The sequence below is a fragment of the Rhodococcus sp. IEGM1428 genome (assembly GCF_050321865.1).
In the GTDB taxonomy this organism is placed as follows: domain Bacteria; phylum Actinomycetota; class Actinomycetes; order Mycobacteriales; family Mycobacteriaceae; genus Rhodococcoides.
Window position 1 is genome coordinate 44,139 of the sequence record NZ_JBNQFW010000009.1, and the last position, 21,401, is coordinate 65,539.

Consider the following 21,401-nt stretch of genomic DNA (forward strand, 5'->3'; position numbering starts at 1 on the left):
GCACGAGCCCGCCGTCGATCACCCTGTGACGGTGAACAAGAACTGTTGCTGCCCACGCTGACCAACTGCCCAGTATCCGCAGCACACACTTGTCACAGGAGCCGACCAGCCATGAGCACCGAAGCCACAGTCATCGTCCGGATCTCGGATTCCGGCACTTCGTCTTTGCAGGGATTGACCCGCCCACAATTGCATGCACTCGCCGAGGCACTCCGCAGTGTCACCAAAGGTTTTGCGCCGCAAGCGAAAATCCTCACTCGCTTCGATGTGCAAGCAAACGAGCTGAATGCGCCGCTGGTGATCGACCTGCCCGCGCGTGACGTGATCCTGAGCGGCAAGAGCGTGAGGCTCAGTCACACCGAGTTCGAGATCTTCGCGTATCTGGCTCAGCATCCACGCGTCGTCGTCGCGCGATCCGAACTCAACACATCCGACGGTGGACGCAGCGTCGATGTCCACCTGTCGAGGGTGCGCACCAAACTCGGCCAGTTCGGTCGACTGATCACCACGGTCAGAGGAACCGGATACCGCTTCGATCCGGAACCGGGAATCCGCGTCATCACCGAGCCGACGGTATTGCGCAGCGCCTGACGTCAGGCGGGCATCAGACCCTTCATCTCGGCTGCGAAGCTCTCAGCACCGAGCCGATCGACTCTGTGTGGCCCAGGCTCGTCCCGAACTGCGAACCACTCGACCGACGCATCGACACCCGGCCACCGAGGAATCACGTGCACATGCAGGTGGGGATGACTGTGCCCGATCGCCGCGACATACACGTACTCGGCACCGAGCCGCGTGAGGGTGCGTGAGACCGCCGTGACCGTCTGACCTACCTCGGCCGCTTCCACGTCGGTCAGAGTCCCGAAGTTCGGGGTGTGCCGTATCGGCGAGACCATCGAGTGTCCCCGAAGCACGAGGCCGTCGATCGACTGTTCCGGGAGGTGAAACGCCACGACTCTGTCCGACGCATGGAGAAAGTCGCCGGGTAGCTCGATCTCTCCGGCCACTTCCCTACAGAGCAAACAAGTTTCGTCCATGACAAGTGTCGAGACTAGCGGTAATGTCTCTGTCGCACAGCATGACTGGCGAAGGTGGAGTACCACCGGGGAGTGCTGCGATCAGTTCACCGAAGGAAGCGCCGACCGCCTGGGTGTTTCACACGATCTTCGTGTGGAGGACCGATGAAAATTTTGAATGGCGCAGTGGTCGCAGCAGAGATCCTGGCGCACACGGCGACGCGGTCAGGGGCACCACTCGAAAGTAACGGTGCCGCCGCAGTTCTGGCCACTGTTCTCGTTGGGGACGACCCCGCGTCACGAACGTAGTTGAACATGAAGGCGCGTCGTTGCGAGCAAGTCGGCATCAGGTCACGAGGCGTCGAATTGGACGCCGAGACGACAACGTCCGAGTTGATCGCCGTTATCGAGAATCTATCGGCCGATCCGGAAGTGAACGGAATCCTGCTGCAACATCCCGTTCCCGAAAACATCGATGAACGTGCGGCATTCGACGCCATCACGCCCGCCAAGGACGTCGACGGCGTCACGACGGCGTCCTTGGCTGCAACGGCGTTCGGCGGGGTTGGGTTTCGATCGTGCACGCCGGGAGGAATTCTGCGCTTGCTCGATGCGTACGACATCGAAATCTCGGGCAGGCGCGCCGTCGTGGTCGGCCGCAGCCCGATACTCGGGCTACCGGTGGGCCTCTTGCTGCTCGGCAGAAACGCGACAGTCACCTACTGCCACTCCAGAACCGCTGACCTGGAGGCCGAGGTGGCGCGCGCAGACATCGTGATTGCCGCGGCCGGGCACGCCGAGCTGGTCCGAGGCTCGTGGATCGCCCCCCGGTGCCGTTGTAATCGACGCGGGGTACAACGCAGGCAATGTCGGCGACGTGGAATTCGCGGCCGCCGCGGAGCGTGCGTCGGCGATCACTCCAGTCCCCGGAGGCGTCGGGCCCATGACCATAGCGCTGCTGCTGGAGCAGACGCTTACTGCGACAGAGCGGCAGCTCTACGGCGACGGTTTCGCCGCACCACCACGAAGACCAACAAAGCAACCAGAACCACGGCGATGATCGCGCCGAGTGCCGTTGCGCCGCGGAAACCCGGCGCACTGGTGTCGAGGGTGCGTTCACCGGCATGGGCGGCATTGCTGGTACCGAGGACAATGGTGAGGGTCAACAGGTTCGGAATCGCAGTGACGACGGCGAGGACGACCGACCCGATGGCAAGCTGCTTGCCCGCCCTACCCTTGCGGACCGTCCAGGCGCTCCAGAAGAACACCAGCGGCGCGAACGTGCAGACGATGCCGAACAGCAGGCCCCACAGAATGCCCTTGGTGAACGTGCGGTCGGCCAGTTCTTCGACCCGCAGACTCCACCAGCGCGGAAGAAATGCCGCCAGGATGAAGTACGCGATCAACAACAGGACGATGCCGGCTCCGACGAGGATGCCCCGCCTCTTCCAGTTCGCCGAGCTGGTCGACGGTGCGGGCGTGGTCGGATCGGCAGTCATGAGGCCATCGTAGATCGTGCGTGGCCGTACCCCACGCGAGTCGAGACCCGATCGTTAGCTTCCAGAGTCGACTCGTGTACCCGGCAGCTATCCCCCGGCCACTGTCGCATCGATGTGCACCCCGTTCGACGCGTCGCCCAGGCGCACCTGCGGATTCGACTCGACGTGCGTCGGCCGGTATGCCGTCTCGGCACCGGCGAACACGCAGTGTCCACGAACATGCACGACGCCGCCCGGCGTGGTGAGGTCCACCCCGCCCTGAAGCTCCACTGCCGCGGTCGGCTCGACCGGAATCAGTGCGTGGAGCCACGGCGCCAGATAGGGGTCCACCTCGACTGCCCCTGAACGCGGATCTTCCGCAACCGGAGCCAACAGAATGGGCGACGACGGAAACTCCACGTCGGATCGAGCACTCGGCAACGAGGCTTCGAGTTCTTGCCAATAGCCGGGTGGGATATCGGCGTGGGCGGCCCCGGGGCTCAGCACGGTGCCGGTGAGAACAGCTACAGTGAGTCCCAGCCCGGCCCACCACCCGCGAGTTCTCAAACCTAGCCCGACACCTGGTCGTTGGCGGCGTCCTGAGCCGCTTCCAGGGCCTCCGGAATCGACTCTGCTCGTCCGGCGAAGATGTCCTTGAATGCCGAGTCGATGTCGGCCGTCGCGGCTTGCGCCCCGGGCACCGGATCGTTCTTCAGTACCCCTTCCTGTACGGCTTTCGGGAACAGGCTTGCATCGACGCCTTTGCCATCCCAGTAGTCGAAATAGGACTGCTGCGCCCCGGTCACCGCCGGGATCAGCGACCCGCTCGCACCGAGCGCAGTGCTGCCCTGGGTACTGCTGATCCAGGCCAGCACCTTCTGCACCGACTCGTCGTTGCCGGATTTCGCATTGGCTGCGGCGATGACGCTGTTGGTCACCGGGATTCGGCCTGCCGGGCCGGCCGGGATGGGAGCCAGTCCCCACTCGAAGTCGGCACCTTCATCGATCTTCGCCAGGTTGTAGGCACCGGATTCGAGCACCGCGAGCTTGCCCTGCAGGAACTGGTTCACGCTGAAGTCCGAGTTGTCGTTGGTATCCGCTGCCGACGGCGCAACCTTGCTGTCGTTGACGAGACCGACCGCGTACTCGACTGCCTCGACAGCCTTTTGGTTGCTCCCGAAGACGTACTTGCCGTCATCCTGGTACAGACCGCCGTTGGAGCCGATGAAGTTCCCCAGAATTGCATCGAAATCGTAGGCTGAGTTGAATCCGTACTGGGCCACCTGCGAGGCGTCGAAGCCTGGCTGATCTGCCGTCCGCCCGGCAGAGTCGACGGTGAGCTTGCGCAACGCGGGCAGGAAAGTGTCGGCCGCGACATTTGCCGGATCCCAGGTCAAGTTCTCGAGATCGACACCCGCGTCGGCGACCAGCTTCTTGTTGTAGTACAGCGCTTTGCCGCCGTCGATGAGCTGAGGAACACCCCACAGGGAATCGTTGCGGGTGTACTGCTGAACCGCAGTCTCCTCGAATCCCGAGACGGCGTCGGGCAGGGTCTCACTGATGTCGACCAGACTGCCGTTGTCGGCGTAATTACTGAAGTTCGGCGCGTTGACCCAGAAGATGTCGTCACCGCCACCACCGGACAGGTCTGCTCGTAGCTTGTCCCAGTAGTTCACCCACGGAACCTGATTCACCTGGACGGTGATGTCGGGATTCTGCTTCGTGAACTCCTCGAACGACGCCTCGTAGGCGGCGGCCACAGCGTCGTCGCTCCAAATTCGGAACGTGACAGTTCCCGTGTCACCGGCGTCGCCGGATCCGCACGAAGTCAAACCTGCGATCAGCGTCAGCGCACCGAAAATACCGACTGCTCTGCCGAAATACCTGCGTGCCATGCACTTTCCTTCTCAATTGAATCCGCGGATCGCCAATGAGTCGACGATATGTTTGTGGAATGCAACGAACAACGCCAGCAGCGGCACGATGGCAACCGTCGTGGCCGCCATCACCAGCGTCCAGTTGCCGTTGTACTGGCTCTGCAGATTCGCCGTCGCCACGGTGACCACCTGCCACCGCTCGCCGCTGGTGATGATCAGCGGCCACAGGAAGTTGTTCCAGTGTGTGACGACGGAGATCACCACCAGGGTTGCGATGATAGGCCTGCTCACCGGAATGACGATGTGCCACAGGGTGCGCAGATGTCCAGCTCCGTCGAGTCGGGCTGCCGCCAGCAGGTCCTCCGGGATACGTAGGAAATGCTGACGCAGCAGAAAGATGGCGTAGGGCGACCCGAACATCGTCGGTAGTACCAACGACCAGAACGTGTTTCGAAGACCGGTTTGCGAAAATATCGCGTACAGAGGGATCAGCGTGACGATCGCCGGAACCATCATGGTCGAAAGGTACACCCAGAACAAGACGTCACGACCCGGAAATTGCAGTCTTGCAAAGGCATAGGCGGCCATGATCGAGAAGGTCACCTGCGCGATAACGATGGTCGCGGCTACTGCGACGGTCACCAGAATCGCGCGTCCGAACGACCCGCTGCCGAGCAACTGTGAGTAGGACTCGGTCGACGGCGGTGAAGGCAACGAGGTAGGCGCGGTGCCGGCGAACTGTCGGGCGGTCTTGAGCGAGGTGAGGAAACTGAGCAGGAACGGCACCAGTATCACCAGGGCGGCAGCGGTCAGCATCACGTACACCACGGCAGTGGACGTATGGCGTTTCGAAAACGTCGGAGTTGCCATCAGCTGAGCTCGTAGCTCGTGCGGCGGGAGAAGTATCGTTGCTGCGCGACCGTGAAGACGGCCAGCACGAAGAACAGGACCAGGGCCATCACAGCGGCGTTACCGAACTGAAAAGAACTGAACGCCTCGTAGTATATGCGTCCGCTGACGACGTCGGCCGCCCGCTGCGGCCCCCCGTTCGGCGCGAGAGCGTATGCGGTGTCGAAGATCTGAAAAGAGCTGATCATTCCGGTCACGAGAACGAAGAACGTCGTCGGGCGCAGCAGCGGAAGCTTGATGTGCCGAAATTGCTGCCAGGTGTTGGCCCCATCGATCCGGCTCGCCTCGACGATGTCGTGCGGGATGGCACCGAGACCGGCAGCAAAGAAGAGCGATACGTAGCCGACGTTGGTCCACACACTGACGAAGATCAACACGGGCAGAACCAGTTTCGGCTCTGCCAACCATTCGATGCGGTGCCCGATGACGGTATTGAGCAGTCCGTCCGTCGGCGCGAGAATCCACTTCCACACCACACCGAGTGCCAACGGCGCACACACCCAGGGCAGCAGCAGTATCAGTCGAAATACGCTCGCACCTCGGTCTCCGCGAGCCAGCAAAGTACCAAGAAACAGTCCGACGACTGTCTGTGCGGGCAATGCGACGGCGACGAATACGGTTGTGACAAGCAGCGAATGCGCGAATCGCCCGTCCTTGAACACGTTGCTGACATTGTCGAAACCTACGAACGACGGGTCACCGATCAGGTCCCACTTCTGGAAGGCGAGCCAGATCACCACTGCGATCGGGACGAGAAGGAACAGTACGACACCGAACAGGCTCGGCAACAGAAAGAGATATCCCGCCACGGTCTCTCGGCGGGCGGAACGGTGAAGCGTCGACGGCACTCGATGAACTGTAGGGCGAGACGACCCTTCCACACACAGTCAGAATCATCCGGAGTCGATAGGTTGACAGGTCATCGGAGCATCTGACCGGAGAAGGACGAGGCTGATAGCGGCACGGATTCGCGACCGCGCGCAGGTAGCATCACCGCGGTGAATTCTGCACACCGGCAATTGTCGTACGGCTTACGGTTCGAGTGGGGATTGTCGGGCGCGAAGGCTGTTGCGCCCGAATGTGATCTGGCGATCGTGGTGGATGTTTTGTCGTTCACCACGACGTTGAGTGTGGCGCTGGACGCCGGCATCGTGGTATTGCCCTTCGGTGTGCGCGGCGACGAAGCACAGGCCTACGCGCAGCAGAACGATGCCGTTCTTGTGGTCGGCCGATCCGTCGCTCGAGGAGATCAGATCAGCTTGTCGTCGCCGACCATCCGTGATCGCGCCTCGAAACCCGAGCGGCTCGTGTTGCTCTCGCCGAACGGGTCGACCATCTGTTACGAATTGGCCGAGGCGGTCTCGTGCGTCGTCGGCGGATGTCTGCGAAACGTCGACGCGATCGGGCAGTGGGTTGCTGCGGAGTTCGCCGACGGCGCTCGGATCGCCGTCATCGCCGCGGGCGAGAAGTGGCCTGATGGGACACTGCGCCCGGCCGTCGAGGATCTGTGGGGTGCCGGTGCCGTGATCAGTACTATCGCTGGTCACGGGCGACGCCGGACCCTCTCCCCCGAAGCCCGGATGGCCGGTGCCGCATGGACCGCTGTCGAGGCCGACCTCCCGGCAGCCCTCGAAGTATGTTCGAGTGGGCAAGAACTGATTGACGCCGGATACCCGCGGGACGTCTCGATTGCTTCAGAACTGAACGGCAGCGACGTCGTTCCCGTTCTCCGTCACGACCGCTTCGTCCCCGCCTGACTCCTGCCGAGTTCGGATCACGATGAGCCGAACCCTTCCGATTCGGTCGCCGGAGGGACATCGTCGGAATTCATGACAACCAGCTCTATTCGAACGTCCGTCGTTCCCTTCGTGATCAATGCCAGCGGCACCGGGGTCGCCCAGCACCTTGTCGCCGAGGGCGATGCAGGCCACCAATTCGACACCGATGCCTATCCCGCATTCGGCGGTAAGGACGAGGCACCCAGCCCGTTGTTCTACGCGCTCGGTGCGTTGACCTCGTGCAACCAGGTGACGGCCGCCCTCGTCGCCAAGGATCTGGGAATCACACTCGGCGAGTTCACGTTTCGCATCCAAGGCGACCTCGACACCGCAGTGCTCGTGAACGGTGACGAAGGAAATGCGAATTTCGACGCCGTGAAGGTCGAGGCGACGGTACAGACCGACGCCGACCAGGAGACCTTCGACAAGTTCGTCTCCGAGGTCGCTCGCCGTTGCCCGGTGACCCAGCTCTTCGTGCGCAGTGGCCTGGAGTTCGTGAACGAATGGTCGCGCGCAGAGTTGAGCTGACCGAGCTCGTCCCTCGACCCGACTCGTAGGGCGCTCCGAAGCGCCCTACGAGGCCTGCTCCCGCTCCGACGCGGTCTCCTCGTCGAGACCGAGGTGCCCGCGCAGCGTGGTGCTCGTGTACTCGGTTCGATACACCCCGCGCTCCTGTAAGGCCGGAACCAATTTGTCCACGAGGTCGTCGATGGCATCACCCAAGTGATAGGGGTTGATGTTGAATCCGTCGACCACCCGGTGCCGAACCAGATCGGCCCATCGGTCGGCCAACGCCGCAGGCGTTCCGGAATGGAACCGGGACGCAGGCGAGATCTCGAGTACCAGTTCGCGGATCGACAGGCCTTTCTCCTCGGACAGCGTGCGCCACTGGGCAATCTGATCGAGCTTGCCGGTACGTGCATCGACGGAGAGGGTGCCACGGGACGGATCGAGCTCGTCCTCTACCGGATCGATGTCCGGCAGTGGACCTTCCGGGTCGTAGCTCGACAGATCCTTTCCCCAGTAGTGCTCGAGGAACGCAATGGCGCGAACTCCGTTGTAGGCGTTGGATCTTAGCCAGCGAACCTTCTCCTCCGCCTCGGCTTCGGTATCACCGAGCACCACGGTGACACCCGGCAGAATCTTGACCGCATCGGCGGCGCGACCGTATGCAGCCGTTCGTGCGCGCAGATCTCTCGCGTACGCCACCGCCGCGTCGTAGGCGTTGTTGGCCGAGAAAACGACGTCGGCGTGCCTCGCTGCCAAATCGCGTCCACCCGAAGAATCCCCAGCCTGAAAGAGCACGGGAGTGCCCTGCGAACTGGACCGAACATTGGGTGTTGCACGGGCTTTCAGCAGATCGGTATCGGCGTCGATATCCGAACCCGCCCAATACTGTTTCGCCAGTTCGACCACCTGGGTTGCCCGCTCGTAGCGTCGTTCGTGGTCCAGCCAACCGCCCCGACGGAAGTTCTCACCCGTCCACGCATTGTCGGTGGTGACGATGTTCCATCCGGCGCGCCCGTCGGAGAGGATGTCGAGACTCGCCAACCGCCGGGCGAGCTCGACGGGGATGCTGTAGGTCGTGTTCTGTGTGGCGACCAGTCCGATGCGCTCGGTCACCGATGCCAACGCAGCGAGCTGTGTGATCGCGTCCGGCCTGCCGGCGATGTCGGTGGAGAGGATGGCACCGCGGTTCTCCCGCACCCGCTGACCGTCGCCGAGGAAGAAGGCATCGAACAGACCACGTTCGAGCTTGGTTGCCACCTCGACGAAGGTGTCCGTCGCAACCTGATCGGGTGCCTTCGGATCCTCCCAGACCGTCTGGGCGCCGATTCCCGGATAGAACACGCCCAGATGAATCTGTGCATTCGGGTCGAACGGTGCGCCGGTGTCCGGGTGCTGGTCGTTGGTGCTCACGATGATTCTTCTCCCTATTTCTGAGCCGAAGCGGCGTAGCGGCTGACCGGACGCGCCAGTCCCAAATTCTCGCGCAGCGAGAGTCCAGGGGTCGGCCTGCGAAGCAGATGTGCCGGGACGGAAAGGTCTTTCACGGCGTCAGTCCCGAGATGTAACCGGATGCCGTCGACCACGCCGGCCAGCGATTGGGCGTCGGACAGATCGTCGATGTCGGCAAACACCAGGGCTGCTCCATCGGCGCGCGCCGCTGCCGCCCGATCCACGACATCGTCGCCGCGCACCAACGCCACATCCAGCAGATCGGTGACGCCCAGATCTACATCTCCGATGACGACCACCTGCCCCTGCGGCGAACGTGGGGTGATCAGGGGCCCGACGACGTCGAAGAACTCGCCCTCGAACCGCACGTGATGCACCTTGGCTGGGTCGAGATATCGACCGGTCGCCGCGTCACGGATAACCGCGTCGTCCTCCCACGAATCCCACAGCCGCCGAGACACGTCGATGACGTCACGGATCTCGGCGGTCACGCTCGACCGCACCTCCGATCCCACTGCTGCATGAGCAGCGGGAGAGTTGTCTGCGCCGATCACCCAGGCTCCCCGGCCGTGGGATGCATGGTCGAGGCTGGCGAGTTGTGTTGCGAGAAAGAACGGTTCGGTAGTGACTGTGTGGACGGTGGGAGCCAGCCCGATGGTCGATGTGGTCGAGGCGACAAACGCAGCGCGCGTGCCTGCATCGAGTCGATTCCGGGTCGAGACCAGAGAATCACCGAAGGTGACGACAGTGAAACCTGCGCGTTCGGCGTCCGCGACGTCGCTGCGAAGCCGCTCTGGCGATTCGTCGTAGCCGTCGAGTTCGAGGGCAAAGTACAAGGTGTCAGCCATTGTCGCTCACACGCCCTGAATCGGCAGGCCGTGATCGCGCAGCGCGGGAAAGCCACCGTCGACGTGCGCGACATTGGTGTATCCGAGCTCTTTCAATTTCTCGACGACCGGTCCGGATCCCTTGACAGAGCCGAAGAACACCACGATGCGCTCGGAACGGTCGCGATTGTCGGCACCGAATTCGACCGCCACATCGTCCTTGTCGACCACGATCGCACCTGCGACAGTGCCGAATTCGATTCTCGACGGTGCGCTTCGCACATCCACCAACGTGGCCTCGCCCGCCACGGCTTCGCTGGGACTGATCAACTCCGAACTCATCGTGATCCTGCTTTCTCCGGGGCATACATCGATACCTGCGCAACAGCCCACTTTGCCGCAGATGCGCTCGGGAATGAAGGGTTCGAATCAGCGTGAGGAAAACCCCGACGCAATGGCGGTCACAGTTCCGACACCCACCCCGCAGAGTCGTTCTCATCCGAAACTGCAGCAAGTGAATGCCACAGCACCAGCACGTCGAACCATTGTGCCGCTGCAGAACTCAACGGTCGTACCTGTTCGTAGCCGGCACGAAACGATCGCCGTACCGACGCCGGTATGGGTCGCCACTCGGTGAAACGGGTACCGAGATAAACGCTCGCCTTGGCCAGATCGAGCACCGCAGGATCAGTCCGTACCTCGTCGAAATCGAGGATCCCCACCACCCGCGAATTCTCGGTCAGTATATTCGCTGCTCGAAAGTCGTTGTGCACCAGTTGGACACTCTCGTCGAGCTCGGGAAGATCGGCGAGAGACTCGCCAAGCCTGCGCGACGCGTCGGGCGCGAATCCTCTGTCCTGGCCGGACAGCCAGTTCTCGATGCGTTTCTTCGGCTGCACCTCGGTCTGAATCGACGGTAGGGCGTCGGAGGCAAGATCGCGCATTGCCCTGTGCACCTGGGCGAGACTCGCTCCTGCGGATCGCACGGCCGAGGCGTCGGCGGTGTCCAGCCACTGCCCGGTCAATTCCGGCAGCACAGTCACCGAGAGTGCACCTGCTGGGGCGTCGATCACCACTCGCTCGCTCCCCACGGTCGACGAAACCGGCATGGCTACAGGCACTCCCCGCTCACCGAGTGCGCGCAGCATGCGCGTCGTCGCGTCGAGAGCAGAGAACCGAAACGAGCCGTGCGACCACTTCACCACCACCGGGCCCCGGTCCGTCTCGGCCCACACGATCGCATTGTGATCGCTGACGACGATCCGAGTGCAACGAGCGACGCCGATCTGCCAATGCTCGGCGAGGGCGCTCGATACCCACGCCTGCACGCCATCGACGCCCTCGAATCCGAACCGCTCTCGGAGCGCAGTCGAGGGGTCGATCGACTTCTCCCACAGCATGGACACTCCGAGCGGCAACATCTGTTCGACTGTAGCGAGGTTTTCGTAGCAGTCGAACAGCCGCGACGAACGGCCACACATCGATAGACTGCCTGTCCATGGTCGCCGATTCCCTGCGCAGCTGGCTGGTCGATTCGGATCCAGCGCTGCGCTGGCAAGTCGAACGCGATCTCTTGGACGAACCCTCCGACGTATGGGAAGCAACGCGCGCACGAGTCGCAATCGAAGGCTTCGGCGCGCGACTGCTCGCCCTTCAGGATCCGGACGGTCAATGGGCGGGTGGTGCATTCTTCCCCGCGAACTTCGACGGTTCCCAGGCTCCGGGGCAACCCTGGACCGCCACCACCTGGTCGCTGAATTCGCTGCGCGAGTGGGGTCTTCACCCCGCGGTGCTACGGGCGCGCCGCACAGTCGAATTGCTGGACGAGAACAGTCGGTGGGAGTACGAGAACCTGCCCTATTGGGGCGGCGAGGTGGACTGCTGCATCAACGCGTGGACGGTCGCCAACGGGGTGTGGCTGGGGGCAGACGTCGAGGGCATCGTCGAGTGGTTTCTCGAGCATCAGCTGCCGGAGGGTGGATGGAACTGTGAGTGGGTCGAGGGATCCACCCGCTCCTCGTTTCACTCGACCCTGAACTCGTTGAAAGGGTTGCTGGAGTACGACAAAACCATGGGTGGCACGGAAACAACCCGCACCGCCCGGCGCACCGGTGAGGAATATTTGCTGAGTCGAAAACTTCTGTACACCCTGTCCACGGGCAAGCGCGTCGGGCCATGGGTGGACCAGTTCTCCTATCCATTCCGTTGGACGTACAGCGCCCTCAACGCTGTCGACTATTTTCGCCAGGCCTCCCTGCTCGACGGGACACCCCCGGATTCGCGGCTGGAGGAGGCCATCGCAGTCATCAGGGCCGCCCGCCGGACTGATGGAACGTGGTTGCAGGGTCGCCCTCGGCCAGGACAGGTCTGGTTCGAGATCGACGCACCGGAGGGCGAATGTTCGAAGTGGCTGACCTTGATCGGGACCAGGGTGTTGACGTGGTGGGATTCCCACCACCGTTGAGGGCACGACCCCGGCGGCGAGACGAGCGGTACGGCCACACCGCTCGAATCAGCAGTCCCAAGGGCATTCCGATCCACATCCACCTCAGATCGCCGCTCGACCAGGTGGCACCGGCACCGGCCACAGTGACAACGGTGCCGACTCCGATACGCAGGAGATTGACCGCGAAGTCGCCGCGCCCGAATTCGACTCCATCCCTGGTGAATGCCACCGCTCCCACCACGAAGCTCAGAGCCGAAAGTCCCCAGATCGACCACGCTGCCACCTGCACCTCCGGCGATGCCGACAGCATCCGGGTCGCCCAGGGGCCCACGCCGAGGACGATGACAGCAGAGACACCTCCGAGCGCCACCGATCCGGTCAGCACGGTCTTCTCCACCATTGCGCGCTCGGATTTCGACTGCGCGCACGCGACCAGAATCTGGGACGCCGACTTCCACCCTTCGACGGCCAGCACCACCAGCAACCACACTTGATAGACCACCAGGTGTGCGGCTGCGTTCACGTCCGAAGAATGAACGGCAGCCGCCGTCGACGCCAGAGTGGCTCCGCCGAGCATCGCCGATCGCACCGCGAGTAAGCCCGCCGCCGCAGCGGATGCGCGCCAGTGATCGACTGCGTTGTCAGATAAAGGCTTTCGCCACGACCATAAATCGCGTCGCTTCATCACCCACAGTGCGACCAGGACGACAGCCGATTGGGACAGACCCGACGCGGTGCCGATACCGATGATGCCGACATCCGAGGCCGTCACTGCAACGATGATGCCGATGTGTATCGCCGCCCCGCTCAGAGCAAGTGCGGTGACGTCGGAGACGCGCCCGGCTCCGCGAAGCGCGCCGTAGCCTGCCAGGACCACCGCCGATACCGGCAACCCGGCAGCGCGCACCAGCAGGTAGCCGCGGGCATCACCGTCGCTGACGGTGAGCAACGCGAACAGGGTTACGCCACAGGCAAGTACGAGTCCCCACACCGCGGCCATCGCAACCGCCCGGCGTACTGCTGCCTGCACCCGGGCCCGGTCACCTTCCCCTCGAAGCCGCGCGATCTCGGTGGTCTGCGCAAACATCAGTGGGGTGAGCAGCCACGTCGTGGTGGTGACTATGCCGGACCCGAGAGCAAGTGCGCTCTGCTCGGAGACTCCCAGGTAGCCGGCCGCTGCAGTGTCGGCAAGTCCGCTGAGCGGCTCGGCCAGCAGGGCCAAGCCGGCCAGCCCTGCCAGTCGCAATGCCGAGCGAAGGATTGCCCTGTCGAAGATCGCACTGTTCACGACGCCTTTCCTCGATGCTGACGCACATGAGTACGGGTAGCGCACCGGCGAGTGCAGAAACGTTGGCGCGCAGAGCGACTGAAGTCCACGAAGGCCTGTTCGCACGAGTCGCACACCCCCAGCCGTAATGCACCGGACGGGTCGGCCAACACGGTCGCGAGCCCGACCAGACAGTTGGTCCGCAACCGTTCGGCGATTCCCGACGTTCAACGCTTACATCACACAGTCCGAGTCAGCCGCGGATGCCGAAGTCGACGGCAGCGTGAGTGCACGCAGGCTGCGATCCGAGGCGGTCGATGAGAGCCGCTACTCGCGCTTTGAGCCAGGTCATGAGCCTGATGCTAGGCTCGATGCGCAGAATATGCACCCGTTGCAATCACGCTGATTCGAATGGTGGCAAGGGAGGAAGTTCGAGATTTTCGCGGAAGGTTCCGCCGATGTAATCGGTGCCGAGGATGCCGCGTTTGCGCAATTCCGGGAACAGTCCGTTGAGAACGAAGTCCCCGGTCCGTGGGTCGGTCAGTCCGCCGACGGAGATGACATCGAGAACCCCCGCGTCGTAGCGTTCCTGGATGGCGTCGGCCAGTTGCTCGGGGGTTCCCGCTGCAGCCCAGTGGCCGGTGTCCTTCGATGCGATGATCAACTCACGCAGCGTCTTTCCCTGCGCCGCCAGTTTGCCGAAGATCTCCACTCGACCGCGTCGACGGTTGACCGAGGACGGGTCGGGTAACACCGACTCCGGGATCGGCTGGTCCAGCGGCAATTCCGACAGGTCTACGCCACCGCCGAGCATGTCTTCGAGCCGCAACCTACCGGCGTCGAAGTCGGTAGCATCCTCGGCCTCACGAACGATCTGCGCCACCTCTGCTTCCGAGGCCCCGTAGGTGGCATGGAAGGAGCTGAAGATCAGGGGCAGTTGGTCGCCGCGGCCCAGTTCGGCGGCCCGGGTTCTCACTGCCTTGGTGTAGGTGACGGCGTCTTCGAGGGTCGCGAGCGAGGTGAACACCACCTCGGCGAATCGGGCACCCAACTCGATCCCGCCTGCAGACTGCCCGGCCTGGAACTGTACCGGTCGACGCTGCGGCAACGCAGGAATGTTCAGCGGACCCTGGACGGTGAAGTACTTGCCCCGATGGTCGATGCTCTCCACCAGCGTGGCATCCAACTCGGCACCGTTCGGCCCCGGCGTCAATGCGCCGGGCTTCCAGCTGTCGAACAACTTGTTCACCACCTCGAGCGACTCGGTGGCGCGTGCATACCGCTCCTCCGGGCTCGGCAGATCCAAATCGCTGTAGTTCTCCTCCCCCAGCGACGAGGTGACAGCATTCCACGCGGCGCGGCCGTTGCTGACATGGTCGAGCGTCCCGAAGAGCCTCGCCAGGTTGAACGGATGATGGAACGTCGTGGTGACGGTAGCGATCAAACCGACATCCGAGGTGACCGCAGCCAGCGCGGCCAGATAGATCAACGGTTCCTGGGCGCCGATCGCACCTTGCGACCCGAAGCTCAGCAGGTCGGCCGCAAAGAGCGCATCGATTTTGTTGGCCTCCGCAATCCTGGCAACCTCGAGCGCCTGATCGAGAGTGGACTTGGTGGAATCGACTGCCGCGTCGTAGATATCGGTTCCACCGCTGACGCCGGTGACGGTCTTGAGTGTGCGACGACGCTCGCTCATGCGCCCACGTACCGAACTGTTGCAAGTGCCATGTGGAACGACGGTAAAGTGCCGCCGGCCGAAAAGGGAAGACTTCGACTCAGCGTGATTTTTTACACCTGCAATCCGCGATTTCGGCACGTGCATACTTGATTTCGAGACGTCTGCACACTCGGGAAGGAAGCCAGTGACCGCGTTCACCATTGCGATAGTCGGCGCAGGCCCCCGCGGTACCGGCGTGCTGGAACGGCTGCTGGCACGAGAGTCCGCCACGGATATCCACGTCCACGTGATCGATCCCTTCCCGCCCGGAGCAGGCAGAATTTGGCGCGGCAACCAACCGCCGTTGCTGTGGATGAATTCAGTAGCGGCCGATGTCACCATGTTCACCGACGACACCACCGTTGTGGACGGACCCATCCGAACGGGTCCAACCCTTGCCGAGTGGGTTCTCGACAACGTAGACACACTGCGCGCGGACCCCGAGCTCCAGGACGAGCTCGAGCGGTTCACGCCCGGATCGTTCGCCTCACGCACCCTTCAGAGTCGCTACCTCGGTTGGGTGTTCGAGCGCGCCATCGCTGGGTCCAGCGCGCACGTGCAGGTGCACCGGGCGCGGGTCGTCGATGTGTCGACCGAGCAAGTCCTCACACTCGACGACGGGTCGAACATCCACGCCGACGTCGTTCTGCTCGCGCAAGGCCATCCCGATGCGCTTGCCTCACAACGGGAGACAGAGTTAGCAGACTTCGCGAATGCTCACGGGTTGACGTATATCGGCCCCGGATACACCGCAGATCTGGACCCGGGCCCGGTACCTGCGGGTGAGCCGGTGTTGGTTGCCGGACTCGGGCTGGCCTTCATCGATTGGATGGTGTTGCTCGCGGAAAGTCGCGGTGGCACCTTCGCACGGAGCGAGAACGGCACACTCGTGTACACACCTTCGGGCCGTGAGCCGGTGCTCTACGCAGGCTCGCGGCGCGGGGTGCCCTATCACGCGAAGCTCTCCTACGACATCGCGGCCGCTCGGCCGCCTCTGCCGAAGTACTTCACCGCCGACGCGTTCCCCGGCGACGGACCGCTGCACTTCCGCGACGAGATCTGGCCGCCGGCGTCCAAAGAACTCGCCTGGGCCCACTATTACGAACTGTTCGCAGCTCATCCCGAGCGCACGTCCGGATCGTGGACGGACTTCGAGTCCGGATTGACCGAGATCGAGTGGCAGTCGGAGGAACTCGTCCGGTTTGTCGAACAGTACGTTCCGAAGGACGACGACCGGATCGATCTCGCGCGCATCGACAAGCCCTTCGCCGGAGTACGATTCGAGAGCCTGGAGGATGTTCGGACGCACCTGGACGACTACATCGTGACCGACCTACGCCGTCGAGCCGACCCTCACTACAGCTCCGACGCAGCAGTCTTCTCCGCGTTGCTGTCGGTGTACATGACGATCGGTGAGTTGTTGCGCCGCGGCCGGATTCCGGCGCACTCTGTTGCAACGGACGTCGAAGGCTGGTTGCATTCGTTCTTCAGCTTCGTCGCCAGCGGACCGCCGCCTCTTCGTCTCGAACAGCTGTTGGCCCTCAGCCGTGCCGGCATCGTGCAGTTCCTCGGCCCCGAGGTCACCTTCGCTACCGAGGGCGACCGGTTCGTCGCCCGCAGCGCCGCTCACGACGTGGTGATCCATGCCGACACCCTGATCGATGCGCGGCTCCCCGTGGCGTCGATCGCGAGGGCAGGTGATGAACTGCTGCGCACCCTGCATGCCCGCGGTGACGTTACGGATATTCGTGCGACCGAGCAGAGTTCGGCCAAGGTCGCCGTGGACGGTCGTTCCAGGCTGATCGACGCCTCGGGTGAACCAGCCGAACGCAGCTACGCCGTCGGTCCGTGGGTTGCCGGGCACACGTGGTCGAGCGCCTTCCCCCGGCCGAGGACCAACGCTGGGTTCTTTCGACACAACGACCAGTTGGCCGCCGAGCTGCTCGGCCACCGAAATGATCGAGAAGCGCACTTAGAATCACGCTAACGTAAACTGTTGTTCAACAATCGGTGTCACGTTTCACTGGTCCCATGCGCACCTTCATGGCCAGACGACGACCGTTCCGAACCGCGACCACTGTCCTGGTCGCCCTGTGCACTGTGGCCGTGGCTCTGTCCGGTTGCGCGTCGGACGATTCGCCGGACAATGCTCTCGCTGCCGACGCGGCGTTGCCCACCGAGGTTCCTGAAGGAACCAAGCTGGTCATCGCGGACCAGTCGGAGGCTCAGCAGACCGTGCTGGCCGCATCAGGCGAAGCGGATGCTCTGCCGTTCGACTACGAGTTCGCAAACTTCGTGGGCGGGCCTGCAATTCTGGAGGCCTTCCGGGCCGGTGCCGCCGACGTCGCCATCGTCGGCGACACCCCGCCGATCCAGGCTCTCATCGCCGGCCAAGATGTGCCCATCATCGCTGCACGCCAGTCGGATCCGAACAACACTCGGCTGGCAGTAGCCGCGGGCCGAGACATCACGACGCTAGCCGATCTGCGCGGCACCAAGATCGCCTACGCCGAAGGCACGGCCCAGCAGGCAATCGTGTTGCGCGCGTTGGCCGCTGCCGACCTGACCACCGATGACGTCGAGCTCGTCCGGCTGCAGCTCTCGGAGTTTCCGGACGCCATCCGCACCGGTCAGGTGGACGTCGCGCCGTTGAACGAGCCCAATCTGACTCGCTTCCTGGCCAATCCGGGCACAACGTTGATCGACGTCACCGAATCCGACGGGACCTCGACGGGCCTGGCTTACCTGTACGCACGGCGTGAAGCACTGCAGGACCCCGCCAAGGCCGCAGCCCTTCGAGCTTACGTCGCGTCCTACATTCGCGCGGTCGACTGGTCCAACGACAACCCGGACGAGTGGATCCAGGCGTACTACGTGGACAACCAGGGGCTCACCGAGGCGGACGGTCGACGCATCGTGGAATCGCTCGGACCGTCGACCTTCCCTGTCCTCGACGAGGCCCTGGTGCAGCGTCAGCAGGACACCATCGACGTCATCGACGCCGCAGGCGAACTGCCCGAGAAGGTCACCGCATCCGAAGGATTCGACCTGCGATTCGAGCCGATCATCGCGGAGACGGTCACCGATGTCGGCGGCGCACGCACCCGTGAGGACAGCTGATGGCCACCCTGGCACTGCGCCGCACCAGCAAGCCACACGTACTCGACTCGACCGGCAAGCTCGCGCCCCGGCGTACCTCGACCCGACGCCTCGGGCCGGGCAAGGCAATTCCGTACGGGTTGGCTATCGGCCCAGTACTTCTACTGCTTCTGTGGGTGATCTCGTCCGCCGCCGGATGGCTGGACCCGCAGACCCTCCCGGCTCCTTGGACCATCTACCAGGCCGCGGCCGAACTGATCGCCGACGGGCGCCTGCAGAGCAATCTGCTCACGTCCGTTCAGCGCGCGGGGATTTCACTCGTACTGGGCGTCGCCATCGGGGTCGTACTCGCCCTGGTCGCCGGCCTCAGCCGGCTCGGTGAAGCTGTCGTGGACGGGCCGGTGCAGATCAAACGCGCCATTCCCACCCTGGCCCTGATCCCCTTGTTCATCGTCTGGTTCGGAATCGGCGAGTCGATGAAGATCATCGTCATCACCACCAGTGTGCTCATCCCCGTCTACATCAACACTCACGCCCAATTGCGAGGAGTCGACAAACGCTTCGTCGAGCTGGCCGAGACCGTCGACCTGTCCCGCTGGCAGTTCATCCGAAAGATCGCTCTCCCAGGCGCACTCCCCGGTTTCTTCACCGGCCTGCGCATGGCGGTCACGATCTCGTGGCTGGCGCTCGTCGTAGTGGAACAGGTCAACGCCACCAGCGGCATCGGCTACCTGATGACGCAGGCACGCACCTACGGACAGATCGACATCATCGTCGTCGGGTTGGTGGTGTACGCGCTGTTCGGATTGATCGGCGACACCCTTGTTCGGGCGGCCGAGAGAAAGGCACTGGCATGGCGACAGACACTGGGCGGTTGAGCACCACCACGACGCCGAACGATTCTCGAGTAGTCGAAGCTCGTAGTCTCAGCAGAGGTTTCGACGATCGGCTCGTGTTGGACAGCATCGACCTCGACATTCACAGGGGCGAGTTCGTTGCGCTGCTCGGGCGAAGCGGCTCGGGCAAGAGCACGCTACTTCGCGCATTCGCCGAATTGGATGACGGCGTGCTCGGTTCCGGCGACCTACGCGTGCCGCGAGCTCGTGCCGTCGTGTTCCAGGACTCTCGTTTGCTTCCGTGGGCCCGTGTACTCGACAACGTCGTCCTCGGACTTACCGGACGCGATGCCTCTGCTCGTGGCCGCGCCGCCCTGGCCGAGGTGGGCCTGGAGGGCCGCGAGAGGGCCTGGCCCAAGGAACTGTCCGGCGGCGAACAGCAGCGAGTTGCGTTGGCCCGCTCCTTGGTTCGTGAGCCGGAGCTATTGCTTGCCGACGAGCCATTCGGTGCACTCGACGCACTGACCCGCATCCGCATGCACGTCCTGTTGCGGGATCTCTGCACGCGCCACAACCCTGCCGTGCTGCTGGTCACGCACGACGTCGACGAGGCAGTACTACTCGCCGATCGCGTACTCGTACTCGACAACGGCCGCTTCGTTGCCGATCGCCAGATCGATCTACCGTCACCGCGTCGTCACGGCGACCCCCGATTCGTCTCGCACCGCAACGCCTTGCTCGAGGCTCTCGGTGTCGAGGAAGGAGCACACGCATGACCAGGACCCTGCACTTCAATGCCTTCCTGATGTCCACCGGTCATCACGAGTCGTCCTGGCGTCTGCCGGAATCCGACGCGCGCTCCGGCACCGATATCAAGCACTACCAACGTCTCGCCCAGATCGCCGAGCGCGGCACGTTCGATTCGATCTTCTTCGCCGACAGCCCCCAATTGATGGCAAATGTCGCGCGACGCCCGTCCGGGAACCTCGAACCGTTGCAGATTCTGACGGCCGTATCGACGGTCACCGAACGAATCGGCCTGATAGCCACTGCCACAACGAGTTACAACGAACCGTTCAACCTTGCGCGTGCATTCGCCTCCCTCGACCACATCTCGGGCGGTCGTGCAGGCTGGAACATCGTCACCACGGCGGGCCTCGAGGCGGCACAGAACTTCAACCTCGACGAGCTGCCCAAGCACGACGTTCGGTATGCCCGCGCGGCAGAATTCGTCGACGTGGCCCAGAAGTTGTGGGACAGCTGGGACGACGATGCCATCTCAGCGGACAAGGAGTCCGGCGTATGGGGACACAACGACAGGGTGAGAACCGTCGATCATCGAGGCGAGTTCTTCTCCGTCCGTGGACCGTTGAATGTCCCCCGCCCGATACAGGGGTATCCACTTCTGGTCCAGGCGGGCTCGTCCGAGGACGGTAAAGATCTTGCGGCCCGGTACGCCGAAGCAGTGTTCACCGCGCAGCAGACAATCGACGATGCTCGTGCGTTCTACGCAGATCTGAAGGCGCGCGCTGCTGCTGTCGGTCGAAATCCTGACCACATCAAAATTCTGCCCGGCATCGTACCGGTCATCGGCTCGACCGAGGCCGAGGCCCGCGCACTCGAACTCGAGCTGGACCGGCTCATCGTGCCCGAATACGCACTTGTTCAGCTCGCGAAAACCTTGAAAGTGGATCCAACGGCTCTGCATCTGGATGAACAGCTTCCTGAGCAGCTACTGCCCGAGGACGCTATCGAAGAGGCCAAGAGCCGCTACACCCTGATCGTAGAACTTGCTCGACGCGAACGGCTCACGGTGCGGGAACTGATCGGTCGCCTCGGCGGCGGACGCGGGCATCACACGTTCACCGGTACGCCGCTGCAGGTGGCCGACGCCATCGAAGAGTGGTTCCTCGGCGGAGCTGCAGACGGCTTCAACATCATGCCGCCGGCGCTTCCGTCCGGACTCGAAGTGTTCGTCGACGAGGTGGTTCCGATTCTGCGGGCGCGCGGGCTGTTCCGAACCGAGTACACGGGATCGACGTTGCGCGAGCACTACGGCCTGCCACGTCCGGTGAACCAATTCGGTCTGGTCTCGGCCTGAAGATCGTTCCGACGCGGACGGGATCGAACTCGTGACATCGAATCACGATGATCCTGAACATTCCCCGAAACCGATGCCTCCGCCACGATGA

General features: G+C 63.3%; 23 protein-coding genes, 2 pseudogenes and 1 riboswitch. Of the genes and pseudogenes, 12 read left to right on the forward strand and 13 right to left on the reverse strand.

Annotation, left to right across the window (positions count from 1 at the left end; genetic code table 11):
- Positions 1–111 precede the first annotated feature (111 nt).
- A complete protein-coding gene (locus tag ACQR3T_RS26785; protein WP_428695572.1) occupies positions 112–591 on the forward strand; it encodes a winged helix-turn-helix domain-containing protein in 480 nt (159 codons plus the stop codon).
- A 2-nt stretch (positions 592–593) separates the two neighbouring features.
- Here ACQR3T_RS26785 and ACQR3T_RS26790 read toward each other — a convergent pair whose 3' ends face one another.
- Complete coding sequence (locus ACQR3T_RS26790) at positions 594–1,007, reverse strand: HIT family protein (RefSeq protein WP_428695573.1); 414 nt, start codon at positions 1,005–1,007, stop codon at positions 594–596.
- A 61-nt stretch (positions 1,008–1,068) separates the two neighbouring features.
- Positions 1,069–1,159: riboswitch (ZMP/ZTP riboswitch) on the forward strand.
- 22 nt (positions 1,160–1,181) lie between these two features.
- Here ACQR3T_RS26790 and ACQR3T_RS26795 point away from each other — a divergent pair.
- The 3 genes and pseudogenes from ACQR3T_RS26795 to ACQR3T_RS26805 all read left to right on the forward strand — a co-directional run bounded on the left by ACQR3T_RS26795 (position 1,182) and on the right by ACQR3T_RS26805 (position 2,076).
- The gene (locus tag ACQR3T_RS26795) at positions 1,182–1,325 is read left to right on the forward strand and encodes a hypothetical protein (protein ID WP_428695574.1); all 144 of its coding nucleotides are present in this window, start codon (positions 1,182–1,184) and stop codon (positions 1,323–1,325) included.
- Positions 1,326–1,331: 6 nt separating this feature from the next.
- A pseudogene (locus tag ACQR3T_RS26800) lies at positions 1,332–1,778 on the forward strand (tetrahydrofolate dehydrogenase/cyclohydrolase catalytic domain-containing protein); the annotation flags it as partial.
- 115 nt (positions 1,779–1,893) lie between these two features.
- Entirely contained in the window at positions 1,894–2,076 is a 183-nt protein-coding gene (locus ACQR3T_RS26805; protein ID WP_428695655.1) for a hypothetical protein, read from the forward strand.
- On the opposite strand, the gene ACQR3T_RS26810 is transcribed toward ACQR3T_RS26805, so the two are convergent.
- From ACQR3T_RS26810 to ACQR3T_RS26830, 5 genes are all read right to left on the reverse strand, one after another.
- Entirely contained in the window at positions 1,991–2,515 is a 525-nt protein-coding gene (locus ACQR3T_RS26810) for a permease (RefSeq protein ID WP_428695575.1), read from the reverse strand. The two genes, ACQR3T_RS26805 and ACQR3T_RS26810, sit on opposite strands and share 86 nt — an antisense overlap.
- Positions 2,516–2,602: 87 nt before the next feature.
- Positions 2,603–3,061, reverse strand: a complete 459-nt coding sequence (locus ACQR3T_RS26815; protein ID WP_428695576.1) for a hypothetical protein — start codon at positions 3,059–3,061, stop codon at positions 2,603–2,605.
- 2 nt (positions 3,062–3,063) lie between these two features.
- Complete coding sequence (locus ACQR3T_RS26820) at positions 3,064–4,389, reverse strand: ABC transporter substrate-binding protein (protein ID WP_428695577.1); 1,326 nt, start codon at positions 4,387–4,389, stop codon at positions 3,064–3,066.
- A 12-nt stretch (positions 4,390–4,401) separates the two neighbouring features.
- Positions 4,402–5,241 (reverse strand): carbohydrate ABC transporter permease, encoded by an 840-nt coding sequence (locus ACQR3T_RS26825; protein ID WP_428695578.1) that lies wholly within the window; start codon positions 5,239–5,241, stop codon positions 4,402–4,404.
- Positions 5,241–6,128, reverse strand: coding sequence for a carbohydrate ABC transporter permease (locus ACQR3T_RS26830; protein WP_428695579.1), 888 nt, complete (start codon positions 6,126–6,128; stop codon positions 5,241–5,243). Before ACQR3T_RS26830 ends, ACQR3T_RS26825 begins: the two co-directional genes overlap by 1 nt.
- A gap of 150 nt (positions 6,129–6,278) precedes the next feature.
- Between ACQR3T_RS26830 and ACQR3T_RS26835 the strand changes: the two genes are divergently transcribed.
- Positions 6,279–7,037, forward strand: coding sequence for a 2-phosphosulfolactate phosphatase (locus ACQR3T_RS26835; RefSeq protein WP_428695580.1), 759 nt, complete (start codon positions 6,279–6,281; stop codon positions 7,035–7,037).
- A 72-nt stretch (positions 7,038–7,109) separates the two neighbouring features.
- Positions 7,110–7,586, forward strand: coding sequence for an OsmC family protein (locus ACQR3T_RS26840; protein ID WP_428695581.1), 477 nt, complete (start codon positions 7,110–7,112; stop codon positions 7,584–7,586).
- Positions 7,587–7,631: 45 nt separating this feature from the next.
- Here ACQR3T_RS26840 and ACQR3T_RS26845 read toward each other — a convergent pair whose 3' ends face one another.
- The 4 genes from ACQR3T_RS26845 to ACQR3T_RS26860 form a co-directional block, all read right to left on the reverse strand.
- Positions 7,632–8,978 carry an LLM class flavin-dependent oxidoreductase gene (locus ACQR3T_RS26845; RefSeq protein WP_428695582.1) on the reverse strand — a complete coding sequence of 449 codons (1,347 nt, stop codon included), beginning with the start codon at positions 8,976–8,978 and terminating at the stop codon, positions 7,632–7,634.
- A gap of 14 nt (positions 8,979–8,992) precedes the next feature.
- Entirely contained in the window at positions 8,993–9,865 is an 873-nt protein-coding gene (locus ACQR3T_RS26850) for an LLM class flavin-dependent oxidoreductase (RefSeq protein ID WP_428695583.1), read from the reverse strand.
- Between the two features lie 6 nt (positions 9,866–9,871).
- Positions 9,872–10,186, reverse strand: coding sequence for a rhodanese-like domain-containing protein (locus tag ACQR3T_RS26855; RefSeq protein ID WP_428695584.1), 315 nt, complete (start codon positions 10,184–10,186; stop codon positions 9,872–9,874).
- 119 nt (positions 10,187–10,305) lie between these two features.
- The gene (locus tag ACQR3T_RS26860; protein WP_428695585.1) at positions 10,306–11,265 is read right to left on the reverse strand and encodes a phosphotransferase enzyme family protein; all 960 of its coding nucleotides are present in this window, start codon (positions 11,263–11,265) and stop codon (positions 10,306–10,308) included.
- Positions 11,266–11,342: 77 nt separating this feature from the next.
- On the opposite strand from ACQR3T_RS26860, the gene ACQR3T_RS26865 reads away from it, so the two are divergent.
- Positions 11,343–12,308, forward strand: a complete 966-nt coding sequence (locus tag ACQR3T_RS26865; RefSeq protein WP_428695586.1) for a squalene cyclase — start codon at positions 11,343–11,345, stop codon at positions 12,306–12,308.
- A 778-nt stretch (positions 12,309–13,086) separates the two neighbouring features.
- On the opposite strand, the pseudogene ACQR3T_RS26870 reads toward ACQR3T_RS26865, so the two are convergent.
- The 3 genes and pseudogenes from ACQR3T_RS26870 to ACQR3T_RS26880 form a co-directional block, all read right to left on the reverse strand.
- Positions 13,087–13,623 (reverse strand): annotated as a pseudogene (locus ACQR3T_RS26870) (MATE family efflux transporter); the annotation flags it as partial.
- A complete protein-coding gene (locus ACQR3T_RS26875) occupies positions 13,575–13,730 on the reverse strand; it encodes a CGNR zinc finger domain-containing protein (RefSeq protein WP_428695656.1) in 156 nt (51 codons plus the stop codon). The pseudogene ACQR3T_RS26870 and the gene ACQR3T_RS26875, both read right to left, overlap by 49 nt.
- Positions 13,731–13,954: 224 nt before the next feature.
- A complete protein-coding gene (locus tag ACQR3T_RS26880) occupies positions 13,955–15,253 on the reverse strand; it encodes an NtaA/DmoA family FMN-dependent monooxygenase (RefSeq protein WP_428695587.1) in 1,299 nt (432 codons plus the stop codon).
- A gap of 166 nt (positions 15,254–15,419) precedes the next feature.
- On the opposite strand from ACQR3T_RS26880, the gene ACQR3T_RS26885 reads away from it, so the two are divergent.
- The 5 genes from ACQR3T_RS26885 to ACQR3T_RS26905 are packed head-to-tail and all read left to right on the forward strand — an operon-like array spanning position 15,420 to position 21,310.
- A complete protein-coding gene (locus ACQR3T_RS26885; protein ID WP_428695588.1) occupies positions 15,420–17,261 on the forward strand; it encodes an FAD/NAD(P)-binding protein in 1,842 nt (613 codons plus the stop codon).
- Between the two features lie 44 nt (positions 17,262–17,305).
- Entirely contained in the window at positions 17,306–18,394 is a 1,089-nt protein-coding gene (locus ACQR3T_RS26890) for an ABC transporter substrate-binding protein (RefSeq protein WP_428695589.1), read from the forward strand.
- Positions 18,394–19,251, forward strand: coding sequence for an ABC transporter permease (locus ACQR3T_RS26895; RefSeq protein WP_032401731.1), 858 nt, complete (start codon positions 18,394–18,396; stop codon positions 19,249–19,251). Before ACQR3T_RS26890 ends, ACQR3T_RS26895 begins: the two co-directional genes overlap by 1 nt.
- Positions 19,227–19,985, forward strand: a complete 759-nt coding sequence (locus ACQR3T_RS26900; RefSeq protein WP_428695590.1) for an ABC transporter ATP-binding protein — start codon at positions 19,227–19,229, stop codon at positions 19,983–19,985. The genes ACQR3T_RS26895 and ACQR3T_RS26900 overlap by 25 nt, the downstream gene beginning before the upstream one ends.
- On the forward strand, positions 19,982–21,310 hold the full coding sequence (locus ACQR3T_RS26905; RefSeq protein ID WP_428695591.1) for an LLM class flavin-dependent oxidoreductase: 1,329 nt from the start codon (positions 19,982–19,984) through the stop codon (positions 21,308–21,310). The genes ACQR3T_RS26900 and ACQR3T_RS26905 overlap by 4 nt, the downstream gene beginning before the upstream one ends.
- The last annotated feature ends 91 nt before the right edge of the window (positions 21,311–21,401 follow it).

What these genes read in the sequence shown, in the direction of transcription:
- ACQR3T_RS26785 (WP_428695572.1), top strand. Translation starts at nt 112, where the DNA reads ATGAGCACCGAAGCCACAGTCATCGTCCGGATCTCGGATTCCGGCACT.
- ACQR3T_RS26795 (WP_428695574.1), top strand. Translation starts at nt 1,182, where the DNA reads ATGAAAATTTTGAATGGCGCAGTGGTCGCAGCAGAGATCCTGGCGCAC.
- ACQR3T_RS26810 (WP_428695575.1), bottom strand. Translation starts at nt 2,515, where the DNA reads ATGACTGCCGATCCGACCACGCCCGCACCGTCGACCAGCTCGGCGAAC.
- ACQR3T_RS26820 (WP_428695577.1), bottom strand. Translation starts at nt 4,389, where the DNA reads ATGGCACGCAGGTATTTCGGCAGAGCAGTCGGTATTTTCGGTGCGCTG.
- ACQR3T_RS26825 (WP_428695578.1), bottom strand. Translation starts at nt 5,241, where the DNA reads ATGGCAACTCCGACGTTTTCGAAACGCCATACGTCCACTGCCGTGGTG.
- ACQR3T_RS26840 (WP_428695581.1), top strand. Translation starts at nt 7,110, where the DNA reads ATGACAACCAGCTCTATTCGAACGTCCGTCGTTCCCTTCGTGATCAAT.
- ACQR3T_RS26850 (WP_428695583.1), bottom strand. Translation starts at nt 9,865, where the DNA reads ATGGCTGACACCTTGTACTTTGCCCTCGAACTCGACGGCTACGACGAA.
- ACQR3T_RS26855 (WP_428695584.1), bottom strand. Translation starts at nt 10,186, where the DNA reads ATGAGTTCGGAGTTGATCAGTCCCAGCGAAGCCGTGGCGGGCGAGGCC.
- ACQR3T_RS26860 (WP_428695585.1), bottom strand. Translation starts at nt 11,265, where the DNA reads ATGTTGCCGCTCGGAGTGTCCATGCTGTGGGAGAAGTCGATCGACCCC.
- ACQR3T_RS26865 (WP_428695586.1), top strand. Translation starts at nt 11,343, where the DNA reads ATGGTCGCCGATTCCCTGCGCAGCTGGCTGGTCGATTCGGATCCAGCG.
- ACQR3T_RS26880 (WP_428695587.1), bottom strand. Translation starts at nt 15,253, where the DNA reads ATGAGCGAGCGTCGTCGCACACTCAAGACCGTCACCGGCGTCAGCGGT.
- ACQR3T_RS26890 (WP_428695589.1), top strand. Translation starts at nt 17,306, where the DNA reads ATGCGCACCTTCATGGCCAGACGACGACCGTTCCGAACCGCGACCACT.
- ACQR3T_RS26895 (WP_032401731.1), top strand. Translation starts at nt 18,394, where the DNA reads ATGGCCACCCTGGCACTGCGCCGCACCAGCAAGCCACACGTACTCGAC.
- ACQR3T_RS26900 (WP_428695590.1), top strand. Translation starts at nt 19,227, where the DNA reads ATGGCGACAGACACTGGGCGGTTGAGCACCACCACGACGCCGAACGAT.
- ACQR3T_RS26905 (WP_428695591.1), top strand. Translation starts at nt 19,982, where the DNA reads ATGACCAGGACCCTGCACTTCAATGCCTTCCTGATGTCCACCGGTCAT.